At 73.0% G+C, this 18,678-nt stretch carries 10 protein-coding genes; 4 read left to right on the forward strand and 6 right to left on the reverse strand.

Annotated features, from left to right (window positions below; genetic code table 11):
• Window positions 1–118 precede the first annotated feature (118 nt).
• The 6 genes from ACFVN3_RS05200 to ACFVN3_RS05225 all read right to left on the reverse strand — a co-directional run bounded on the left by ACFVN3_RS05200 (window position 119) and on the right by ACFVN3_RS05225 (window position 11,126).
• Entirely contained in the window at window positions 119–5,545 is a 5,427-nt protein-coding gene (locus tag ACFVN3_RS05200) for a GH92 family glycosyl hydrolase (protein ID WP_378231241.1), read from the reverse strand.
• Window positions 5,546–5,718: 173 nt separating this feature from the next.
• Window positions 5,719–6,858: a LacI family DNA-binding transcriptional regulator gene (locus tag ACFVN3_RS05205; RefSeq protein ID WP_378231243.1), complete on the reverse strand. Its 1,140-nt coding sequence runs from the start codon at window positions 6,856–6,858 to the stop codon at window positions 5,719–5,721.
• Window positions 6,858–8,072 (reverse strand): sugar ABC transporter permease, encoded by a 1,215-nt coding sequence (locus ACFVN3_RS05210; protein WP_378231245.1) that lies wholly within the window; start codon window positions 8,070–8,072, stop codon window positions 6,858–6,860. The genes ACFVN3_RS05205 and ACFVN3_RS05210 overlap by 1 nt, the downstream gene beginning before the upstream one ends.
• On the reverse strand, window positions 8,069–8,881 hold the full coding sequence (locus tag ACFVN3_RS05215) for an ATP-binding cassette domain-containing protein (RefSeq protein WP_378231247.1): 813 nt from the start codon (window positions 8,879–8,881) through the stop codon (window positions 8,069–8,071). The genes ACFVN3_RS05210 and ACFVN3_RS05215 overlap by 4 nt, the downstream gene beginning before the upstream one ends.
• Window positions 8,878–10,011: a substrate-binding domain-containing protein gene (locus ACFVN3_RS05220; RefSeq protein ID WP_378231249.1), complete on the reverse strand. Its 1,134-nt coding sequence runs from the start codon at window positions 10,009–10,011 to the stop codon at window positions 8,878–8,880. Before ACFVN3_RS05220 ends, ACFVN3_RS05215 begins: the two co-directional genes overlap by 4 nt.
• A complete protein-coding gene (locus ACFVN3_RS05225; protein WP_141390638.1) occupies window positions 10,008–11,126 on the reverse strand; it encodes an ROK family transcriptional regulator in 1,119 nt (372 codons plus the stop codon). The genes ACFVN3_RS05220 and ACFVN3_RS05225 overlap by 4 nt, the downstream gene beginning before the upstream one ends.
• 372 nt (window positions 11,127–11,498) lie before the next feature.
• On the opposite strand from ACFVN3_RS05225, the gene ACFVN3_RS05230 reads away from it, so the two are divergent.
• From ACFVN3_RS05230 to ACFVN3_RS05245, 4 genes are all read left to right on the forward strand, one after another.
• A complete protein-coding gene (locus ACFVN3_RS05230; protein WP_378231251.1) occupies window positions 11,499–12,797 on the forward strand; it encodes an ABC transporter substrate-binding protein in 1,299 nt (432 codons plus the stop codon).
• Between the two features lie 140 nt (window positions 12,798–12,937).
• A complete protein-coding gene (locus tag ACFVN3_RS05235) occupies window positions 12,938–13,840 on the forward strand; it encodes a carbohydrate ABC transporter permease (protein ID WP_378231254.1) in 903 nt (300 codons plus the stop codon).
• Window positions 13,837–14,739, forward strand: coding sequence for a carbohydrate ABC transporter permease (locus ACFVN3_RS05240; RefSeq protein WP_378231256.1), 903 nt, complete (start codon window positions 13,837–13,839; stop codon window positions 14,737–14,739). The genes ACFVN3_RS05235 and ACFVN3_RS05240 overlap by 4 nt, the downstream gene beginning before the upstream one ends.
• Before the next feature lie 199 nt (window positions 14,740–14,938).
• On the forward strand, window positions 14,939–18,655 hold the full coding sequence (locus tag ACFVN3_RS05245) for a glycoside hydrolase family 97 catalytic domain-containing protein (RefSeq protein ID WP_378231405.1): 3,717 nt from the start codon (window positions 14,939–14,941) through the stop codon (window positions 18,653–18,655).
• Window positions 18,656–18,678 lie beyond the last annotated feature (23 nt).

An 18,678-nucleotide genomic window follows, 5' to 3' on the forward strand; every position in this document is an offset into this window, starting at 1 on the left:
CGCACCGGGCGCGGTGCCGGTACGGCGCGGTGCCCCGGGACGATCATCCCGGGGCACCGCCGGTGGTGCATGCTCACCGTGCGCCCCGGAGACCGGGGCGCACGGTGGGCTCAGGGGGTCAGCCGCAGGTCACGGCCGCGTAGTCCGCCGTGATCGACGCCGTCACCTCCTCGTCGCCGCTGCCGCGGGTCGCCTCGACGGTGACCGTGCCGGCCTCGACCGACGCCGCCCGCGTCGCGAACGACTGGTAGGCGTTGGACCCCGGCGCGACGGCCGCGAACTCCTTGGTACCGAACGGCGTGACGAGCCGGATCGCGACGGGCGCGTCCTCGCCGTTCTCCGCACGGACCGCGACGTAGGCCTTGCCGGCGAGGCAGCGCGTGCTCACCGTGACGTCGATCGCGAGCGTCGGCTGACCCTCGGTCACGGTCACGGGGACCTCGACCACCTTGCTGGTCCAGCCGTCGTCGACCACGACGTACGCGGTGTACGTCCCGGCCGCCGTGTAGGCGTGCGAGCCAGAGACCGCCCCGTCCGTCACCGTGCCCGCCGCGACGTCGGAGCCGTCGCCCCACGTGACCGCCGCGCGGAGCTCGGCGCCCTCACGGCCGCCGGTCACCTGGGCGAGCACCGCGTCCGTGGACTGGCCCGCGGCGAGGGTCACGCCGTCCGCTGCCGTCACCTCGAGCGCGGGGTGCTCGGCGAACGTGCCGTCGTGCGCGACCGCGACCACGTGGATGCGACCGTCGCTCGCGAGCGTGCCCGGCTGGTCCGGGAGCGTGAGGCTCACGGCCCGCTTGCCCTCGGGGAGCGTGATCGGCGCCGTCGCGAAGAACGCGGCGGGGGTACCGGTCTGCGGGCTCCCGCCGCGCAGGCGGTTGTCCGTCACCGCGACCGCGATGTTGCCGAACACCGGGTTGCGCGCCGCGCCCGACCAGTCGCCGAAGCTCAGGTCGATGGGCTGCGACGAGCCGTCGTCGAAGGTCAGCACGCCCTGGGCCTGCTGGTTCTTCTCCGTGCCGGTACCGATCACCGAGAGCTGCTCGGCGTCCGCGGGGACCTCGAGCTCGATGGTCTGGCCGTCACCCGTCGCGTTGTCCGGCTGGCCGGCGGGGATCGCCGGGACGTCGAACGCGAGGTCGGTGCCGGGCACCGTCCCGCGCTCGCCCTGGACGAACCCCTTCGCCGCGAGCTGGGCCCGGTCGAAGAACACGCCCTGGCCGTCGCACGAGCCGACGGTCGTGCCGAGGTCGCCGATGCAGACGTTGTCGTACGCACCGAGCAGCGAGCCCTCGCGCAGGAGCGAGACCGTGACGTACGAGGAGGTCGAGACGGGCTCGATCCCCTCGCCCGAGACCGTGACGGTCACCGGGTAGACGCCCGGGGAGGCCCACGAGTGCGCGGCGTTCACGGCGTACCCGCCGAATGCGCCCGCCTGGAGGGAGCCCGCGACCGGCTCGGAGCCGTCGCCGAACGCGACCTGCACGTCGAGCGCCGACGCGTCGCCCTCGACCCCGGTGAGGGTCGCGAACGAGCCCGAGACCTCGCGCCCGGTGACCGTGTCGCGGTCCGGGGCCGCCGAGAGCGTGAGCTCCTCGGCGCCCGAGGCCTTCGGGTCGGCCAGGAGCTCGACCTCGGCGAGCGACAGCGCGCCCGATCCGGCGGTCGCGGTGACGGTCACGCGGTACCGCGCGAACGCCGTCGGCTCCGCGACCGTGAACGGCCGCGTCTGGAGCGCCCAGCGGAACTGCTCGCCGGACCGCTCGTCGAGCGTCGTCCAGGTCTCGCCGTCGTCCGAGCCCTCAAGGGTCCACGCGGACGGCGACGCCGTCCCGCTCGCCCCGGAGGTCAGCGTGTACGACTCGACCGTCGGCCGGATGCCGTTGCCCGCCCACGTGATCGACGGGGTCGCCGTGGCGAACGTCGTGCGCGTGCCGGACGTGTTGTCCGTCAGCGCCGCGGCGCTCGTGGTCGCGTCGCCGTCGGCGACGGTCGTCGTGCCGAGGCCCGACGTCGTCGCGTCCTGGACCGGTGCCGGGGGCTCGTCGCCCTCGGTGAGCGACGGCGGGGCGTCGTCCTCGCCGGTGCCCCAGGCGGACGGCTCCGGACCCATGACGAAGTCCAGCGTCGCGCCGCCCGAGAGGTCGGCCTGCGAGAGCGACGTCGAGGTGCGGGCCTCGCCGTCCACCGCGAGGGACTGCACGTAGACGTTGTCCACCGAGTTGTTCTCGGCGTTGACCACGAGGTCGCCGTCCGGCAGGTGCACGGTCGCCTTGTCGAAGAGCGGCGAGCCGACCGCGTACTCGTCGGAGCCGACCTGGAGCGGGTAGAGGCCGAGCGAGGCGAAGATCCACCACGACGACATCTCGCCGTTGTCCTCGTCGCCCGGGTAGCCCTGGCCGATCTCGCTGCCCACGAACAGGCGGCGGGTGACCTCACGGACCTTCTCCTGGGTCTTCGACGGGGCGCCCGCGGCGTCGTACAGCCACGGGATGTGGTGCGACACCTGGTTGCTCATGCCCCACATGCCCATCCGGACGTCGCGCGCCTCGCGCTGCTCGTGGATGCCGCCGTTGCCGGCGCCCTTCTCCGGCGTGGAGAAGAACAGGTCGAGCTTGTCCTCCAGGCCCTGCTTGCCGCCGTAGAGGTTGGCAAGACCCTGCGGGTCCTGCGGCGCGTGGAACGCGAAGTTCCAGCCGCTCGTCTCGGTGTACCCGCCGCCCCACGCCTCGGGGTTGTAGGTCTCCGGGTCGACGGCCCACGTGCCGTCCTCGTGCCGCGGCACGAAGAAGTCCACCTCGGGGTCGAACAGCTCGACGTAGTGCGTGGCGCGCTCGAGGAAGTACGAGGACTCCTCGCGCAGCGTCTCGCGGCGCTCGTCCGGCGTGGCCGGGTCCTCCGCGAGGGCGGCGGCCATGTTGCCGATGCCGAAGTCGTTGACCAGGCCCTCCAGGCCCCACGACACGGACTCGTGCGTGGACTCCGGGGTGAACCCGAGGAACGGCGACGTCTGCAGGCCCTTGCGGCCCACGGCGTTGTTCGGCGGCGCGACGGACGCGTTGCGCAGCGCGGCGTCGTACGCCTCGAGCGCGGAGTCCGTCGGGAGCGAGCCCTTGAGGTACGCGTCCGCGAACGCGACGTCGGAGCTCGTGCCCGTCATGAGGTCGGCGTAGCCCGGGGAGGACCAGCGCGCGATCCAGCCGCCGTCGCGGTACTGCTGCACGAAGCCGTCGATGAGCTCGCCCGCGAGCTCGGGGTACAGGAGCGAGTACGCCGGCCACGCCGTGCGGTACGTGTCCCAGAACCCGTTGTTCACGTAGATCTTGCCGTCGACGATCTTGGCGTTGGTCTGCGTGTCCGTCGCCGATCCGGTGGTCGCCGAGACCGGGCTCGCGTACTTGTACACCGGCGCCTGCGCCGTGCCCGTGTTCTCGAACTGCGAGTTCGGGTACAGGTTGAGGCGGTAGAGGTTGGAGTACAGCGTGACGAGCTGGTCCTCGCTCGCGCCCTCGACCTCGATGACGCCCAGACGGTCGTTCCACGCCTGGGCGGCAGCGGCCTTGACCTCGGTGAAGGTCTTGCCCGTCACCTCCAGGTCGAGGTTCTTGCGCGCCTGGTCGAGGCTGATGAACGACGTCGCGACGCGCAGCTCGACCGTCTTGTCGGACGACGTGTCGAACGTCGCGAAGCGCGCGTCCGCACGGTTGCCCGCCGCCGTCCCGACCGCCGTCGGACTACGGTCGAAGGTGCCGGCGACGAACATCCGCGTGCGGCCCACGGACAGGCCCGAGCCGTTCTCGACCCAGCCGGAGACCGTCCCGGTCGCCGCGTCGAGCGTGAGCTTGGACGAGCCGTCCACCTTGTCCACGAGCACGTGCCCGGTGTTCCCGGGGTAGGAGAAGCGCAGCACCGCGCCGTGGTCGGTCGGCGTCGCCTCGATCACGGACTGGTTGGTGAACGTGACCCCGTAGTAGTCCGGGCGCGCCAGCTCGTCGGCGTGGTCGAACTCGAGCCCGCGCGTCGAGAGCGTGGCGTTCGGCGTGCCGGACACCGTCGACGGGAGGAACGTCAGCTGGTTGCGGTCACCCATCCAGGGGCTGGGCTCGTGCGAGATGCCGAAGCCCTGGAGCACGGGCTTGTTGTTGGCGTTGTTGGCCTTGTGGTACTCGTACAGCCAGCTCTGCGAGGAGGCGTTGGTGTACGGCGTCCAGAAGTTGAAGCCGTTCGGCGTCGCCGTCGCCGGGATGTTGTTCCCGCGCGAGAAGCTGCCCGACGCGAGCGTGCCGCGGCGCGTGTCGACGTAGTTGGCGAGGCTCGAGCCGTCGATCGTCGCCGGGCTCGCGGTGATCGCGACGTCGTCGAGCCAGCCCGCGAACTTGGTGCCGGCGTGGCCGCCCGGGTTGTCGTAGCCGAGCAGCACCTGGTCGACGGTCTTGCCCGCGGCGACGTCGCCGAGGTCGATCCGCACGGAGTTCCACTGGTCGGCGTAGAGGATCTTGCCCTCGCCCTGCGCCTGGGCCGTCGCGACGGTCTCGTGCGCGTCGCGCGCGCCGAGGTCGGACAGGTAGGTGCCGTCGGTGAAGAGCACGTCCACGGACGCGTACGTCGACGGGTACTGGAGGTCGTCGAGCAGCTCGGGGAAGATCGTGTAGCTCAGCCGCGTGTCCTCGCCGACGACGACGTCGACGTCGTCGTAGAGCACGTTCGTCGCGTAGGTCTCGCCGTCGGCGAGGTGCGAGCCGTCGTACCGCAGCGAGTGCAGGCCGGAGAACCCGACGCCCGCCTTGTTGGTGAAGTTCACGCGCGGCCCGGTGCCGACCTTGGTGTTCATGGGTGCGGCCGAGGGGCCGGCGCTCAGGTCGGCCGAGAGGTCCCACCCGGCGAGCTGGACGATGGAGTCGCCCGAGTTCGCCGTGACGTTGAGACGCAGGTAGGTGTAGGCCTCGGTGGGCTCGTCGAGCTCGAAGCTGCGCGTCTGCTGCCGGTTCGGGAAGTCCTCGTCGGTGCGCTGGTCGAGCGGGGTCCACGTGGAGCCGTCGTTCGAGCCCTCGATCGTCCAGGTCTTCGGGTCACGGCCCGCCGAGTCGTCGCCCGACGTCATCGAGTACGCGACGAACGACACGGGCTCGGTGAACTCGTACCGGACCCAGCCGGTCGAGGCGAACGCGAGCCACTTGGTGCCGGAGCTGCCGTCGGCGAGGTTCGCCGCGCCCTCGTTCGGGAGGTTCTGGGCGCTCGCCGTGACGGCCTTGAGCTTCGCGAGCACGCTGCCGGGGAGGCCGCTCGTGAACGACCCGACGTTCGCCTGCCAGGGCGCGCCGTCGCGCTCGGCCACCGTGGTGGCGAGCGCGGCCGGGTCTCCCGACTCGAAGGACGACGAGAAGTCCCCGGGCTCCGCGGCGGCGGCGGGGGCCGCCGTGAGGACGCCGACGGGGACTGCGAGGGGGACGGTGAGTGCCGCGGCGAGCGCGAGGCCGAGGGGCCGTGCGCGGCCGCTTCCGGAACGCGCGGCGGCCGCGCGTCCGGGCGGTTGGGGTCTGGTCATGCTCGCGATCTCCTTCGATCATCTGACAGCGCTGTCAGGCTGCAGGGGTGCCCCTGACAACGCGCAGGGGGGAAGCGTTGTCAGGGGCAGCCCGAACTTATGCGGGAGCCACGGTCTTTGTCAACGCGGTCGAAGCCGCCGGGAGCGAACGGCTCGGGGCCCGCGCGCCCGGCCTAGGCCCCCGGGCCGGAGACCTCGCCCGTACCCCGCACGACAAGGCGCGTGGGCACCACGACGAGGCGCGGGGCCAGCTCCGGGTTCTCGGCCCGTGACACCGCGAGCGACGCGGCCTGGCGCCCCATCTCGACCACGTCGTACCCGACGACGGTCACGTTCAGCAGGTCCGCGAGCTCGAAGTCGTCGAAGCCCACGAGCGCGACGTCGGCCGGGCCGCCCGCGGACGCGCGGTCGCGCAGCGCGTGGAGCGCGCCGACCGTGATCTTGTTGTTCGCCGTGACGAACGCCGTCGGGGGCTCGGGCAGGGCCAGGAGCTCCGCCACGAACGCGCGCGCGAGCTCGGCGTCGTGGGCGCCGTCGCGCACGTACCGCGACGGGTCCTCGACGCCCGCGCCGCGCAGCGTGGCGACGAACTCGTCGCGACGCTCCTGGAACGTCCACAGCCGCGACACGTCCCCGACGAGCGCGATCCGCCGGTGCCCGTGCGCGAGCAGGTGCGTCACGGCGTCGCGCACGCCGCCGCGGTTGTCGATGACGACGGTGTCCGCGTCGACGCCCTGCGCGGGACGGTCGATGAACACGACGGGCAGGCCGTCGTCGAGCTCGCGGCGCAGCGACGAGTGGTCCGTCGACGTGGGCGTCACCACGAGCGCGCCGACGCGGCGCTCGACGAGCGCCTCCGTGAGCGAGCGCTCGCGCTCGGGCTCCTCGTCGGAGCTCGTCGTGATGAGCTGGAGCCCGTGGTGGCGCAGCTCGCGCTCGATCCCGCTCGCGAGCGCGGAGTAGAACGGGTTCGCGAGGTCGCCGGTGACGAAGCCGACGAGCCGCGACGAGCCGCCGCGCGCGAGGTCCGCCGCGACCGCGTTGCGGCGGAAGCCGAGCCGCTGCGCGGCCTCCTGCACCTTGGCCCGCGTCTGCGGTGCCACGTTCGGCTCGTCGTTGAGGACGCGCGACGCCGTCTTGAGGCTGACGCCCGCGACCTCCGCGACGGCCGCGAGGGTCGGGCGTCGGCCGCCGCGCCCTGCGTGCGGGCGCGTCGACGTCTCCGTCGGGGTGCCCGTCCCGGCACCCGGCGCCGTGGCCGCGCTCCCGCCCGGCGGGAGCGTGCCCGTGCTCTCCCCCTGCATCACCATCATCAGACCTCCCGTCGACCGCGGATGAGCATGTCGACGACGATAGCGAGCAGGAGCACCGCTCCGGTCACGATGTACCGCGTCGCCGTGTCGAGATTGAGCAGCGTGAGGCCGTTGGCGATCGACTGGATGACCAGCACGCCGAGCAGCGCGGACCACGCGCTCCCCCGCCCGCCGAACAGGCTCGTCCCGCCGATGACCGCCGCGGCGATCGCCGTGAGGTAGGTGTCCGCGGCGCCGGTGCCCTGGTTCGCGGCGGCGAGACGCCCGGCCGCGAGGATGCCGCCCAGCGCGGCGAACGTGGAGCACGCGACGAAGCACGAGACGACCGTCCGCCGCACCGCGACGCCGGCGAGGAGCGCTGAGCGCCGGTTCCCGCCCACCGCGCGCACGGACCGGCCCCACCGGGTGCGGCGCAGCAGGACGTCCACCACCACGACGAGCGCGACGAACAGCACGACCGTGTAGCCGATCCCCCGCGCGGTCCCCAGGTACGCGACCGTGCCGACGAGGACCGCGGCGAGGACCGCGGTGCGGATCGCGATCCGGCCGAGCCCGGGGCTCGGCAGCTCCGCGCGCACGCGGCGCAGGTGGTCGACGACCCGCAGCGCGGCGTACCCGACCACGACCACGACCACGAGGCCCCAGGCGGCGGCCGGCGCGAGGAAGCCCTGCTGCACGGTGCGCACGAGCCAGGACTCGAAAGGGATGTTGATCGAGCCCGTGGGGCCGAGGACCCGGAGCTGCACGCCCGCGAGGACGAGCAGCCCGGCCAGCGTGAAGACGAACGACGCGAGACCGAGGCGCGTGGACAGCAGCCCGTACCCCAGGCCGACCACGACGCCGACCGCGAGCGCCGCGAGGATCGCGAGCCCGACGGGCCAGTCCAGGTTGACGGTCCCGACCGCCAGCACCGCCGCCGCGAGCCCGCTCACGGATCCGACGGACAGGTCGATCTGGCCGACGAGCAGCACGAGCACGACCCCGAGCGCGATGATCCCCGTGGGCGCGCTCTGGAGGGTGAGGTTGACGAGGTTCTCCGCCGAGAGGAACGCCGGGTTGATCGCGCCGAGCACGACCCAGATGAGCAGCAGCGCTCCGACGATCGGGAGCATGCCGAGGTGGGCGCCGCGCAGCTGCCGGACGACGCTGCCGGAGAGCGCGCCGGTCGACGAGCGGTCGAGCGCCGCGCCCGAGGTGCGGCCGGGGACGCTCATCGGTGCACCGCCCCGGTGCCGCCGGAGCGCCGCTCGCGCCCCGGGTCGGTCGACAGCCGCGCCGAGCCGCCCGGCCGCGCGGGCCGGACCGCGCCGGTCATGGCGGCGAGCAGGTCCTCGTAGGACGTGTCGCCGGCGAACTCGCCGTGCACGCGACCGAGCCGCAGCACGAGGATGCGGTCGGCGACCGCCTGGAGGTCGCCCGCCTGGTGGCTGATGAGCACGACGGCGTGGCCGCGCTCGCGCAGCTTCTCGATGAGGTTGAGCACCTCGGCGGTCTGCCGGACGCCGAGGGCCGCCGTCGGCTCGTCGAGGACGAGCACGCGCGGCGCGCCGAGCAGCGCACGCGCCACGGCGACGACCTGACGCTGCCCGCCGGACAGCGTGCGCACGGGCTGGCGCACCGACGGGACGGTCGCGGCGAGCTGGTCGAGCAGGCCCCACGCCTCGCGCTCCATGGCGATCTCGTCGAGGAACGGGCCGCGCAGCGTCTCCTGGCCGAGGAACACGTTCTCGACGACGTCGAGGTCGTCGACGAGCGCGAGTTGCTGGAACACCGCCGCGATGCCGTGCGCGCGCGCCGCCGCGGGCGAGTCGAGGACGACGGGCGCGCCGTCGAGCAGGACCTCGCCCGCGTCGGGCCGGAACGCGCCCGCCACGACGCCGGCGAGCGTCGACTTGCCGGCCCCGTTGTCTCCCACGACGGCGAGCACCTCGTGCTCGCGCACGTCGACGTCCACGTCGACGAGCGCGCGGACTCCGCCGAAGTTCTTGGAGACCCCGCGCAGGGACAGGACGGGCGCGCTCACGGGGCGGCCTCCAGGAGCCCCGCCTCGACGCACGCGTCGACGTAGTACGGGGTGCAGATCTCGTCGACCGTGTGGACGCCGCCGTCGACGATGACGCGCTGCACGTCGTCGATCCCGACCGCGCGCGGCGCGAGGAGGAGGCTGGGGACGCCGTCGATGCTCGCGGTCGCGCGCGGGTCCTCGCCGCGCAGCACGCGGACGGCGAGCTCGGCAGCCGTGCGCGCCTGCTGGGCGGTCGCCTTGTAGACGGTCATGTACTGGTCGCCGGAGACGATGCGCTGGACCGCCGCGAGCTCGCCGTCCTGGCCCGTGGTCGGCGGGACGGGGTCGAGGCCCGCAGCCTTCATCGCGGCGATCGCGCCGCCCGCGATGCCGTCGCTCGCCGCGAAGACGCCGTCGACGCGGCCGGGGTACTGCGTGAGCTGGCCCTCGACCCACTCGGTCGCCTTGTCGGGGCTCCAGTCGGGGGTGTCGTACTCGGCGAGCACGTCGATGTCCTCTCCGTCGAGCGCGCGGTGGACGCCGGCGGCGAGCTCCGCGGCGTTCGGGTCGGTGGGCGAGCCCTGCACGAGCAGGACGCCCGGCCGCCGGCCCTGCCCCGGCGGGTCCTGCTCCGCGCGGTCGAGGACCGCGCCGACGAGCGCCTCCCCCATGAGGTACCCGATGAGCTCGTTGTCGAACGAGACGTAGTAGTTCGCACCGTCGACGAAGCGATCGTAGGCGATGACGGGCACCCCGAGCCGCTGGGCCTCCGCGACGATGCTCACGGCGGCGACGGCGTCGACGGCGTCGAGGACGAGGACGTCGGCCCCGCGCGCGAGCATCGACTCGGCCTGCTGCTGCTGGTTGGCGGCGTCCTGCGCGGCGTTGGCGTACAGGACCTCGCACGTGGGGCAGCGCTGCTCGACGACGCCGACGAAGGTCGGCCGGTCGGTGGTCTCGTAGCGCGCGGTCTTCGCCTCGGGCAGGAGGAGGCCGATGGTCCCCTCGGACGGGCCGGCCGGCTCCTCGGGCGCCGCGCAGCCCGCGAGCGCGAGGAGCGCGACCACGACGGCGGCCAGGGCGGCGGTCAGGGCCGCGCGGGCGCGACGACGGGGCGTTCCCGACCCCAGGAGCGTGGCCCCGGTCATGCGCTCACCCCCAGCGAGCCGCTGACGCGCGCGAGGTCGAGCGCGACGGCGAGCGCGCCGCGCACCTCGGCGGCGGACCCCAGCTCGGACGCGACGACCTGGACGGGGCCCGCGGTGCTCGGCACCGTGCGCTGCTCGAGCGCGGTGCGCAGGGGGCCCAGCAGGGCCTCGCCCGCCTCGGCGAGCTGCCCCCCGACGACGACGATCTCGGGGTCGACCAGGTTGCACAGGTTGGCGGCCGCGACGCCCAGGTGCTGGCCGGCGTCGAACAGGACGCGCCGGCACCCGGGGTCGCCCTCCTGGGCGCGCGCGATGACGTCACGCAGCGTGAGAGGACCACGGCTCTCGGAGAGCATGGACAGCAGGACCCCGGCGCCGACGTACATCTCGAGGCAGCCGCGGTTGCCGCACCGGCACACCGGGCCGTTCTCGTCGATCGTCACGTGCCCGATCTCCCCCGCGACGCCCGCGCGCCCGTGCACGACCCGCCCCCCGAGGACCAGCCCTCCGCCCACGCCGTGGGAGACCCGCAGGTATGCGACAGCGTCGTGCCCGACCGCCGCCCCGAACCGGGTCTCGGCGAGCGCGCCGAGGTTGGCGTCGTTGTCCACGGTCACGGGCGCGCCGAGCTCGGCCTCCAGCATCTCGGGCACGACGACGCCGTCCCAGCCCCGCATCATCCCGACGGTCGCGATGCGGCCCGCGCGCACGTCCACGGGCGCGGGCACGCCGACGCCGACGGCGAGGAGCTCGTCGGGCGCTGCGTCGACGGAAGCGACCATCTCCTCGACGAGGAGCGCGGCGCGCTGGAGCCCGGTGTCCGCGCGATGGTCGGGGGCGAGCGGCATGCGCTGGTCCGCGAGGACGCGCATGGACGCGTCGGCGAGCGCGACGCGCATCGACCGTGTGCCGAAGTGGACGCCCGCGACGAGCCCGAGGTTGCGCGCGAGGGTGACCTGGAGCGCGCGGCGCCCGCTGCGCGTGGAGGGCGAGGTGTGCAGCACGCCCGCGCCGGTGAGCTCCTTGACGATGTTGGAGACGGTGGCCGGGGACAGCCCGGTGACGCCGGCCAGCTCGATCTGCGTGAGGGAGCCACGCTGCTGGACGGCGCTCACGATCCGAGCTCGGTTGGCCTCACGCAGTGAAGTCTGCGAGCCCGGGGTCACCCGGTCAGCGCGCACGCAGGTCAGGATACCGCCGGGACACCCCCGTCCAGGTGGGACAGGCCGGGTCGTGGACGCTGAGCCGATCCTCCGAACAAACTGGACAGCGCTGTCAACGTTCGTCAGACTCGGCAGAACTGCTGGTTGCGTGCAGGACGTGATGCCTAGATCACGATTCGGCGACGCTTGCGTTCATTTCTTGACATCAAGCCGCGACCGGTCGTTGTATGGGCATCGGGTTCGAGGGCGCGCCGGTGCGCCCGGCCGGTGCGACGTGGTCGTCCGCCGGTCCCCCACGACCGAAGAAGGCGTAGGGAAATCACGATGCGAATCGATCGCAGGACGAGCGCGACGGTGGCGACGGCCGCCCTCGTGGGTCTCGCACTCGCCGCGTGCAGCGGCGGTGGTTCCGGTGACGGGGGAACCGGCGACGGGGGCGCTTCGGGGGGCGGCGACGAGGTCGAGGTCTTCACCTGGTGGGCCGCGGGTTCGGAGAAGGCGGGTCTGGACGCGCTGGTCGGCGTGTTCAACGAGCAGCACCCCGACGTGGAGTTCATCAACGGCGCGGTCGCCGGCGGCGCCGGCTCGGCCGCGAAGGACCTCCTCCAGTCGCGCCTCCAGGCGCAGGACCCGCCGGACACGTTCCAGGCGCACGCCGGCGCGGAGCTCCAGGACTACATCGACGCCGCGCAGATCGAGGACGTCTCGTCGCTCTACGACGAGTTCGGCCTCACGGACGTCTTCCCGGCCGACCTCGTCGACCGCCTCAAGTCCGACGACGGCGCGATCTACTCGATCCCGTCGAACATCCACCGTGCGAACGTCGTGTGGGCCAACCCGACGGTCCTCGAGGCCAACGGCATCGACCCGGCCGCGACGTACGCGGACCTCGACGCCTGGATGGCCGACCTCGACACGCTCAAGGCCGCGGGCGTCACGCCGCTCTCGGTCGCGACGACGTGGACCCAGGTCCACCTGCTCGAGACCGTGCTCCTCGCCGACCTCGGCGCGGAGGCGTACAACGGCCTGTGGGACGGCTCGACCGACTGGTCGGGTGCCGAGGTGACGACGGCTCTCGAGGACTTCGAGAAGCTCATGAGCTACACCAACACCGACCGTGACGGGCTCGACTGGCCCGAGGCGACCCAGATGGTGATCGACGGCAACGCCGCGTTCAACGTCATGGGCGACTGGGCCGTCGCGGCGTTCGAGGAGCAGGGCAAGACCCTCGGCACCGACTTCACCGCGGCTCCCGTCCCGGGCACCGACGGCGTGTTCGACTTCCTCGCCGACTCGTTCACCCTCCCGGTGGGCGCGCCGCACCCCGACGGCGCCAAGGCGTGGCTCGAGACCGTCGGCTCGCTCGAGGGCCAGGTCGCGTTCAACAAGGCCAAGGGCTCCATCCCGGCCCGTACCGACGCCGACCCGTCGGAGTTCTCCGAGTACCAGCAGACCGCGATCGAGTCGTTCGGCCAGGACACCATCGTGTCCTCGCTCGCGCACGGTGCCGCCGCGCCCGTCGCGACGCTCAACGCGATCTCCGACGCGACGAGCAAGTTCACGTCCGGCGGCTCCGACCTCGCGACCTTCCAGTCCGAGCTCGTCACCGCCACCGAGGGCTGAGACCCGTCCCCCGGATCCGCCGCGCGTCGTCGGGAGCACCCCGACGGCGCGCGGCGGCCCCGCGCGACGGGACCCCTCCCCGGGACGCCGACGCTCGCGAGCGCCCGCGGCCCACGCCCCCACGACCGGGAAGACCCACCATGCTCAAGTCACTGCGACGAGCCGGCCCCGCGCTGCTGATGCTCGCCCCCTCGCTGATCCTCGTCGGCGTGTTCGTGTACGGCCTCATCGGCGCGAACTTCCAGACGTCGATCACGGACAACCACACCGCCGCGCAGGCCACGGGACAGAAGCCGTCCGTGGTGGTCTGGTTCGAGAACTACTTCGACCTGCTCGGCAGCGAGGCGTTCCAGCACTCGCTGAAGAACCTCGTCCTCTACACCGTCGTGTTCCTCGCCGGCACGCTCGTCATGGGCTTCCTCTGGGCGTGGATGATGGACAAGCCCGTCAAGGGCGAGGGGTTCTTCCGCTCCGTCTACCTGTTCCCGTTCGCCGTGTCCTTCGTCGCCTCCGGCGTCGTGTGGCGCTGGCTCCTCAACTCGAACCAGGACGCGCAGGCGAGCGGCCTGAACCGGCTGTTCCAGATCATCGGGCTCGACTTCCTGCAGAACAACTGGTGGAACAACGTCACGTGGGGCATCACGGCCATCGCGATCCCCGCGATCTGGCAGCTCTCCGGCTACGTCATGGCGCTCTTCCTCGCCGGTTTCCGCGGCATCCCGGACGAGCTGCGCGAGGCCGCCCGCATGGACGGCGCCAGCGAGTGGAAGCTCTACCGGCACGTGCTCTTCCCGCAGCTCTCGCCGGTGGCGCTCTCGGCGCTCATCATCATCGGCCACATGTCGCTCAAGTCGTTCGACCTCATCATGTCGATCTCGAAGCCGGCGAACTACCAGACCAAGGTGCCGGCCGTCGACATGTACGTGTTCAAGTCGAGCTTCGACTACGCGAACGCCGCGGCGGTCGGCTCGATCCTGCTGATCATCGTGGCCGTCGTCATCGTGCCCTACCTGGTCCGCACCAACCGTCAGGAGAAGCGATGACCGACGTCGTAGCCACCTCGGCGCCGGCGCCGGACACCGCCGGGCGCCCGATCGACCTGCACCGCACGGTGCCCAAGAACCGGTTCTCCGTGGGTCGCACCCTCAAGTACGCCGCGCTGATCTTCTTCGTGGTCATCGTGCTCATCCCGGTCTACGTGCTCCTCGTGACGAGCTTCAAGGGCGCCGGCGACGCGTCGCCCACCCGCGCGTGGTCGCTGCCGCAGGTGTGGACCCTCGAGAACTGGCAGACGGCGTGGACCGCGCTGTCCCCCGCGATCCTGCGCACGCTCCAGATGGTCGTGCCGTCGGCGATCATCGCGGCCTTCCTCGGCTCGCTCAACGGCTTCGTGCTCTCGCGCTGGTCGTTCAAGGGCTCGAACCTCGTCTTCACGCTCATCCTGTTCGGGATGTTCATCCCCTACCAGGCCGTGATGATCCCGCTCAACCAGCTCGTGCTGGACCTCGGCATCCCGAGCGGCGTGCCGTCGCTGATCCTGCTGCACGTCGTGTACGGCATCCCGATCACCACGCTCATCTTCCGCAACTACTACATGACGGTGCCGCACGAGCTCATCGAGGCCGCGCGCGTCGACGGCGCCGGGATGTTCCGCACGTACTGGTCGATCATCCTGCCGATCTCGATCCCCAGCTTCGTGGTCGTGCTCATCTGGCAGTTCACCTCGTCGTGGAACGACTTCCTCTTCGCGGTGTTCTTCTCCTCGAGCCAGAACGGCCCCGTGACGCTCGCGCTGAACAACCTCGCGAACGGCGCGCTGCTCCAGAACTACGGCGTGTCCATGGCCGGTGCGCTCTTCGCGTCCCTGCCGACGCTGCTCGTGTACATCATCCTCGGCAAGTACTTCATCGGCGGACTCATGTCCGGCTCGGTCAAGGGCTGACCTCCGGTCGGACCGAGCACGCGGGGGGCGGGCGGGACCTGGTCGTACCAGGTCCGGCCCGCCCCTCCGTCGTACCACCACCCACCGCACGACGGCGGCCACGCACCCCGTGACCGCCGCGCCGCGCGGCGCCCGCGCACCACCGCGGACCGCCGACGGCCCCCAGGACGACGACGTCTCAAGGAGCCCCGTGTACCGCATGTCGCACGACCCCACCCCGCCCCCACCCACCGCACGACGCCGCGGCCGGCTGCTGTCCGGCGCCGCCCTCGCGCTCGCGCTCGTCGCGCCCGTCGGCGCCGCGACCCCCGCGCTCGCCGCGCCCGGCGCACCGGTCGCCCTCGCCGCCGCGTCGGCCGTCGACCGGCTCGACGGGCACGAGGTCTCGTCGCCCGACGGCAGCCTCGACCTCACGGTCGGCGTCGTCGACGGGCGTCTCACCTACGACGTCGTGCGGGACGGCACGACGACCGTCGTCGGCGCCTCCGGTCTCGGCCTCGTGCTGCGAGGCCCCGACGCCGACCTCACGTCCGGGATGACGGTCGAGTCCGTCGAGCGCGACGAGATCGACGAGACGTGGACCCCCGCGTGGGGCACGAGCTCGTCGGTGCGCAACCACGCGAACGAGCTGACCGTGCACGCGCGCCACTCCTCCGGCCTGGCGCTGGACGTCGTGGTCCGGGTGTTCGACGACGGCGTCGGGTTCCGCTACGTCCTGCCCCGCCAGGACGCGCTCGCGGGCGGCCCGTTCGTCGTGACGGCCGAGCGGACCGAGTTCGCGCTGCCGGCTGACCTCACCGCGTACTTCATCCGCGCCGGCAAGGACTGGAACGCGGACGAGAAGCACTACCGGACGGCACCGGTCGGGGACGTCCCCGACGCGCAGACGCCCCTCACGCTCTCCCGCGGCGACGACATGTTCCTCGCGGTCCACGAGGCCGACCTCACGGACTACGCGAGCATGACGCTCGTCCGCGGGGCGACGCCCGGGACCCTGGTGAGCGAGCTCGTCGCGTTGCCGGACGGCACCAAGGCGGTGCTCGACGCCCGCGAGAAGGACGTCGTGACGCCCTGGCGCACGGTGCAGGTGGGACGCGCGGCGGGCGACCTCGCCGAGTCGCACCTGGTGCAGAACCTCAACCCGCCCTGCGCCGTCTGCGACGTCGACTCCGACGGCGACGGCACCGCCGACACGGCCGACTGGATCGAGGCGGGGACGTACACCGGCGTGTGGTGGGAGCTCCAGCGCCGCGACACGACCTGGACCGCGGGCGCCAAGCACGGCGCCACGACCGCACGGATCAAGGACTACATCGACCTCGCGGCGGACGCGGGGGCGCGGTACGTGCTCGCGGAGGGCTGGAACACCAACGCCGGGGGATCCTGGACCAACCAGGACTTCACGACGCCGATGCCCGACGTCGACCTCGACGAGGTGCTGCGCTACGGCGCCGAGAAGGGCGTCGGGTTCGTCGCGCACAACGAGACCCGCGGCTACGTCGACTACTACGACCAGAACCTCGAGCGGATCTTCTCCCAGTACGAGGAGTGGGGGATCCACGCGATCAAGACGGGCTACGCGACCCGCTTCCAGCTCGGCGGCGTCAACCGCAGCCACTACGACCAGGAGGCCGTCAAGCACTACCAGCGCGTCGTCGAGGCGGCGGCCCGGCACGGCATCTCCGTCAACGCGCACGAGGCGATCAAGCCCACGGGCAAGGACCGCACCTGGCCCAACATGATGACCGGCGAGGGCGTCGCGGGCATGGAGCAGCAGAACTACATGGGCGCGAACGGCAACCCGCCGGAGCAGGCGACCATCCTGCCGTTCACGCGCTGGATCGGCGGCCCGGCCGACTACACGCCGGGGGTCCTCGACGTGCTGTGGGACCCGGCAGGGCTCAACACGCGGGTGCAGACGACCACGGCCACCCAGCTCGCGCTCTACACGACCTTCTACAGCCCGCTCCAGATGCTCGCGGACACGCCGGAGAACTACGCGAAGCACGCGGAGGCGTTCGAGTACCTGCGCGGCATGCCCGCGACGTGGGACGACTCGCGCGTGGACGCGCAGATCGGCGACCACGTCACGACCGCCCGCCGCAGCGGCGACACCTGGTACGTGGGCGTCGTGACCGACGAGGTCGACCGCACGCTCGACGTCCCGCTGGACATGCTGGACGACGGCGTCACGTACGTCGCGGAGGTCTGGGCCGACGCCCAGGACGCGAGCTGGAAGGGCAACCCCACCGCGGTCGAGGTCACGCGGTCCCTCGTGACCTCGGACGACGTCCTCAGCGCGTCGCTCGTCGGGGCGGGCGGGCAGGCGGTCCGGCTCCGGCCGGCCACCGCGGAGGACCTCGCCGCGCTGGCGCCGTACGAGCGGGCCCGTCTCGACCTCACGGGCGCGCCGCAGGCCACGTTCGACCCGGCCACCGGCACCGTGAGCGTCTCGGCCGAGGTCGCCAACGCGGGGACCACGGTCGCCGAGGCGCACCTGGTCCTCGACGGCGAGAGGGTCGCGGGCACGACCGCACGGGTCGGCGGCGGCCAGGCCCGGGAGCTCTCGTTCACGCTCGACGCGGCCGACGTCTCCTACGCGGAGCACAACGAGCTCGCCGTCGCCGGGGTGGACGGCGCGTCGGGCGAACCCGCCCGGGCGGCGCTCCTGCCGTACCCGGACGGCGCTGCCCTGGAGGCCCTCGTGGCCGCCGCCCGGGCGGACGGCGGCCTCGACCCCGCGACGGCGGGGCTGCTCTCGACCCGCGTCGGGGCGCTCGTCGCCGCGGCGGCCGACGCCGACCTGGGCGCCGCCCGGGTCGCCGCCCAGAGCGTGCGGACGGTCCTGCTCACGCGCTCGAGCGAGCAGGTCGGGGGCTCCGCGCTCGCGACGCTCGACGCCGCGGTCGCGCCGTGGCTCGGCGAGCGGGTCGGGCTGCCGCGCATGCTCGCCACGCTGCACGCGGCCGAGGAGGCGGGCGACCTCGCGGAGAGCGACGCGGCCGCCGCGCGCGCGCCGCTGGCCGCCGCGGTCCGTGCCGCGACGCGCGACGACGACGCGGCCGTGGGCAGGGCTCTCGACCGGGCGGCCGCCGCGCTCGCCGCGCTGCCCGCCGGGCCCGCGGTCGAGACCCTGGGCGGGCTCGTCGCGGCCCAGCGTGAGGAGCTCGTGCTCGAGGCCGAGGCCGGGACCCTGAGCGGGGGCGCGATCACGACGACCGAGCACCCCGGCTACACGGGGACCGGCTTCGTGCGGACCCTCAGTCGCGAGGGTGCGGCGTTCGCCGTGGACGTCGCGGACGTCGCGCCGGGAACCACCTACGAGGTGAGCTTCCGCTACGCCAACGGCATGGTCGTCGCACCGCTCGACCGCCAGCTCTCGCTCACGGTCGACGGCGTGTCCGCCAGGCCCGTCCCGTTCCCGAACCTCGGCCAGGACGCCGAGCGCTGGCGTCGCTGGGGCCTCACGGAGCCGGTCCGCGTGACCGTGGGCGAGGGAACGACCCGCGTCGGCCTGCGCTACGACCGCGGCGACACGGGCAACGTGAACGTGGACCACGTGCGGCTCGTGCCCGACCGCGGGGTCGTCGTCGGGTCGGCCGGGGGTGCCGCCGGCACCGCCGCCGACGTCCGGGTCGAGGTGCAGCCGCGGTGCCTGGCGGGCAAGGCGTACATCGCCCTGCGCGCGCTCAACGGCGAGGACGTCCCGGTCGGGCTCTCGCTCGGCCTGGCGACCGCGTTCGGCGAGCGCACGGTCTCCGACGTCGTGCCCGGCGCGTCCGGCTACCAGTCGTTCGCGACGCGGGCGCAGGCCGTCGAGGCGACGACCGCGGTCGTGACCGCCCACGGCGAGCTGGGCGGAGAGCCCGTGGACGCGCAGGTCTCGGTCGACGTGCCCGCCGTCGACTGCGGCTGAGCGGACCGCCCGGTCGGTCGTCG

The sequence above is a fragment of the Cellulosimicrobium sp. NPDC057862 genome (genome assembly GCF_042797035.1).
In the GTDB taxonomy this organism is placed as follows: Bacteria; Actinomycetota; Actinomycetes; order Actinomycetales; family Cellulomonadaceae; genus Cellulosimicrobium.

What these genes read in the sequence shown, in the direction of transcription:
- ACFVN3_RS05200 (WP_378231241.1), bottom strand. Translation starts at nt 5,545, where the DNA reads ATGACCAGACCCCAACCGCCCGGACGCGCGGCCGCCGCGCGTTCCGGA.
- ACFVN3_RS05210 (WP_378231245.1), bottom strand. Translation starts at nt 8,072, where the DNA reads ATGAGCGTCCCCGGCCGCACCTCGGGCGCGGCGCTCGACCGCTCGTCG.
- ACFVN3_RS05205 (WP_378231243.1), bottom strand. Translation starts at nt 6,858, where the DNA reads ATGATGGTGATGCAGGGGGAGAGCACGGGCACGCTCCCGCCGGGCGGG.
- ACFVN3_RS05240 (WP_378231256.1), top strand. Translation starts at nt 13,837, where the DNA reads ATGACCGACGTCGTAGCCACCTCGGCGCCGGCGCCGGACACCGCCGGG.
- ACFVN3_RS05220 (WP_378231249.1), bottom strand. Translation starts at nt 10,011, where the DNA reads ATGACCGGGGCCACGCTCCTGGGGTCGGGAACGCCCCGTCGTCGCGCC.
- ACFVN3_RS05235 (WP_378231254.1), top strand. Translation starts at nt 12,938, where the DNA reads ATGCTCAAGTCACTGCGACGAGCCGGCCCCGCGCTGCTGATGCTCGCC.
- ACFVN3_RS05230 (WP_378231251.1), top strand. Translation starts at nt 11,499, where the DNA reads ATGCGAATCGATCGCAGGACGAGCGCGACGGTGGCGACGGCCGCCCTC.
- ACFVN3_RS05245 (WP_378231405.1), top strand. Translation starts at nt 14,939, where the DNA reads ATGTCGCACGACCCCACCCCGCCCCCACCCACCGCACGACGCCGCGGC.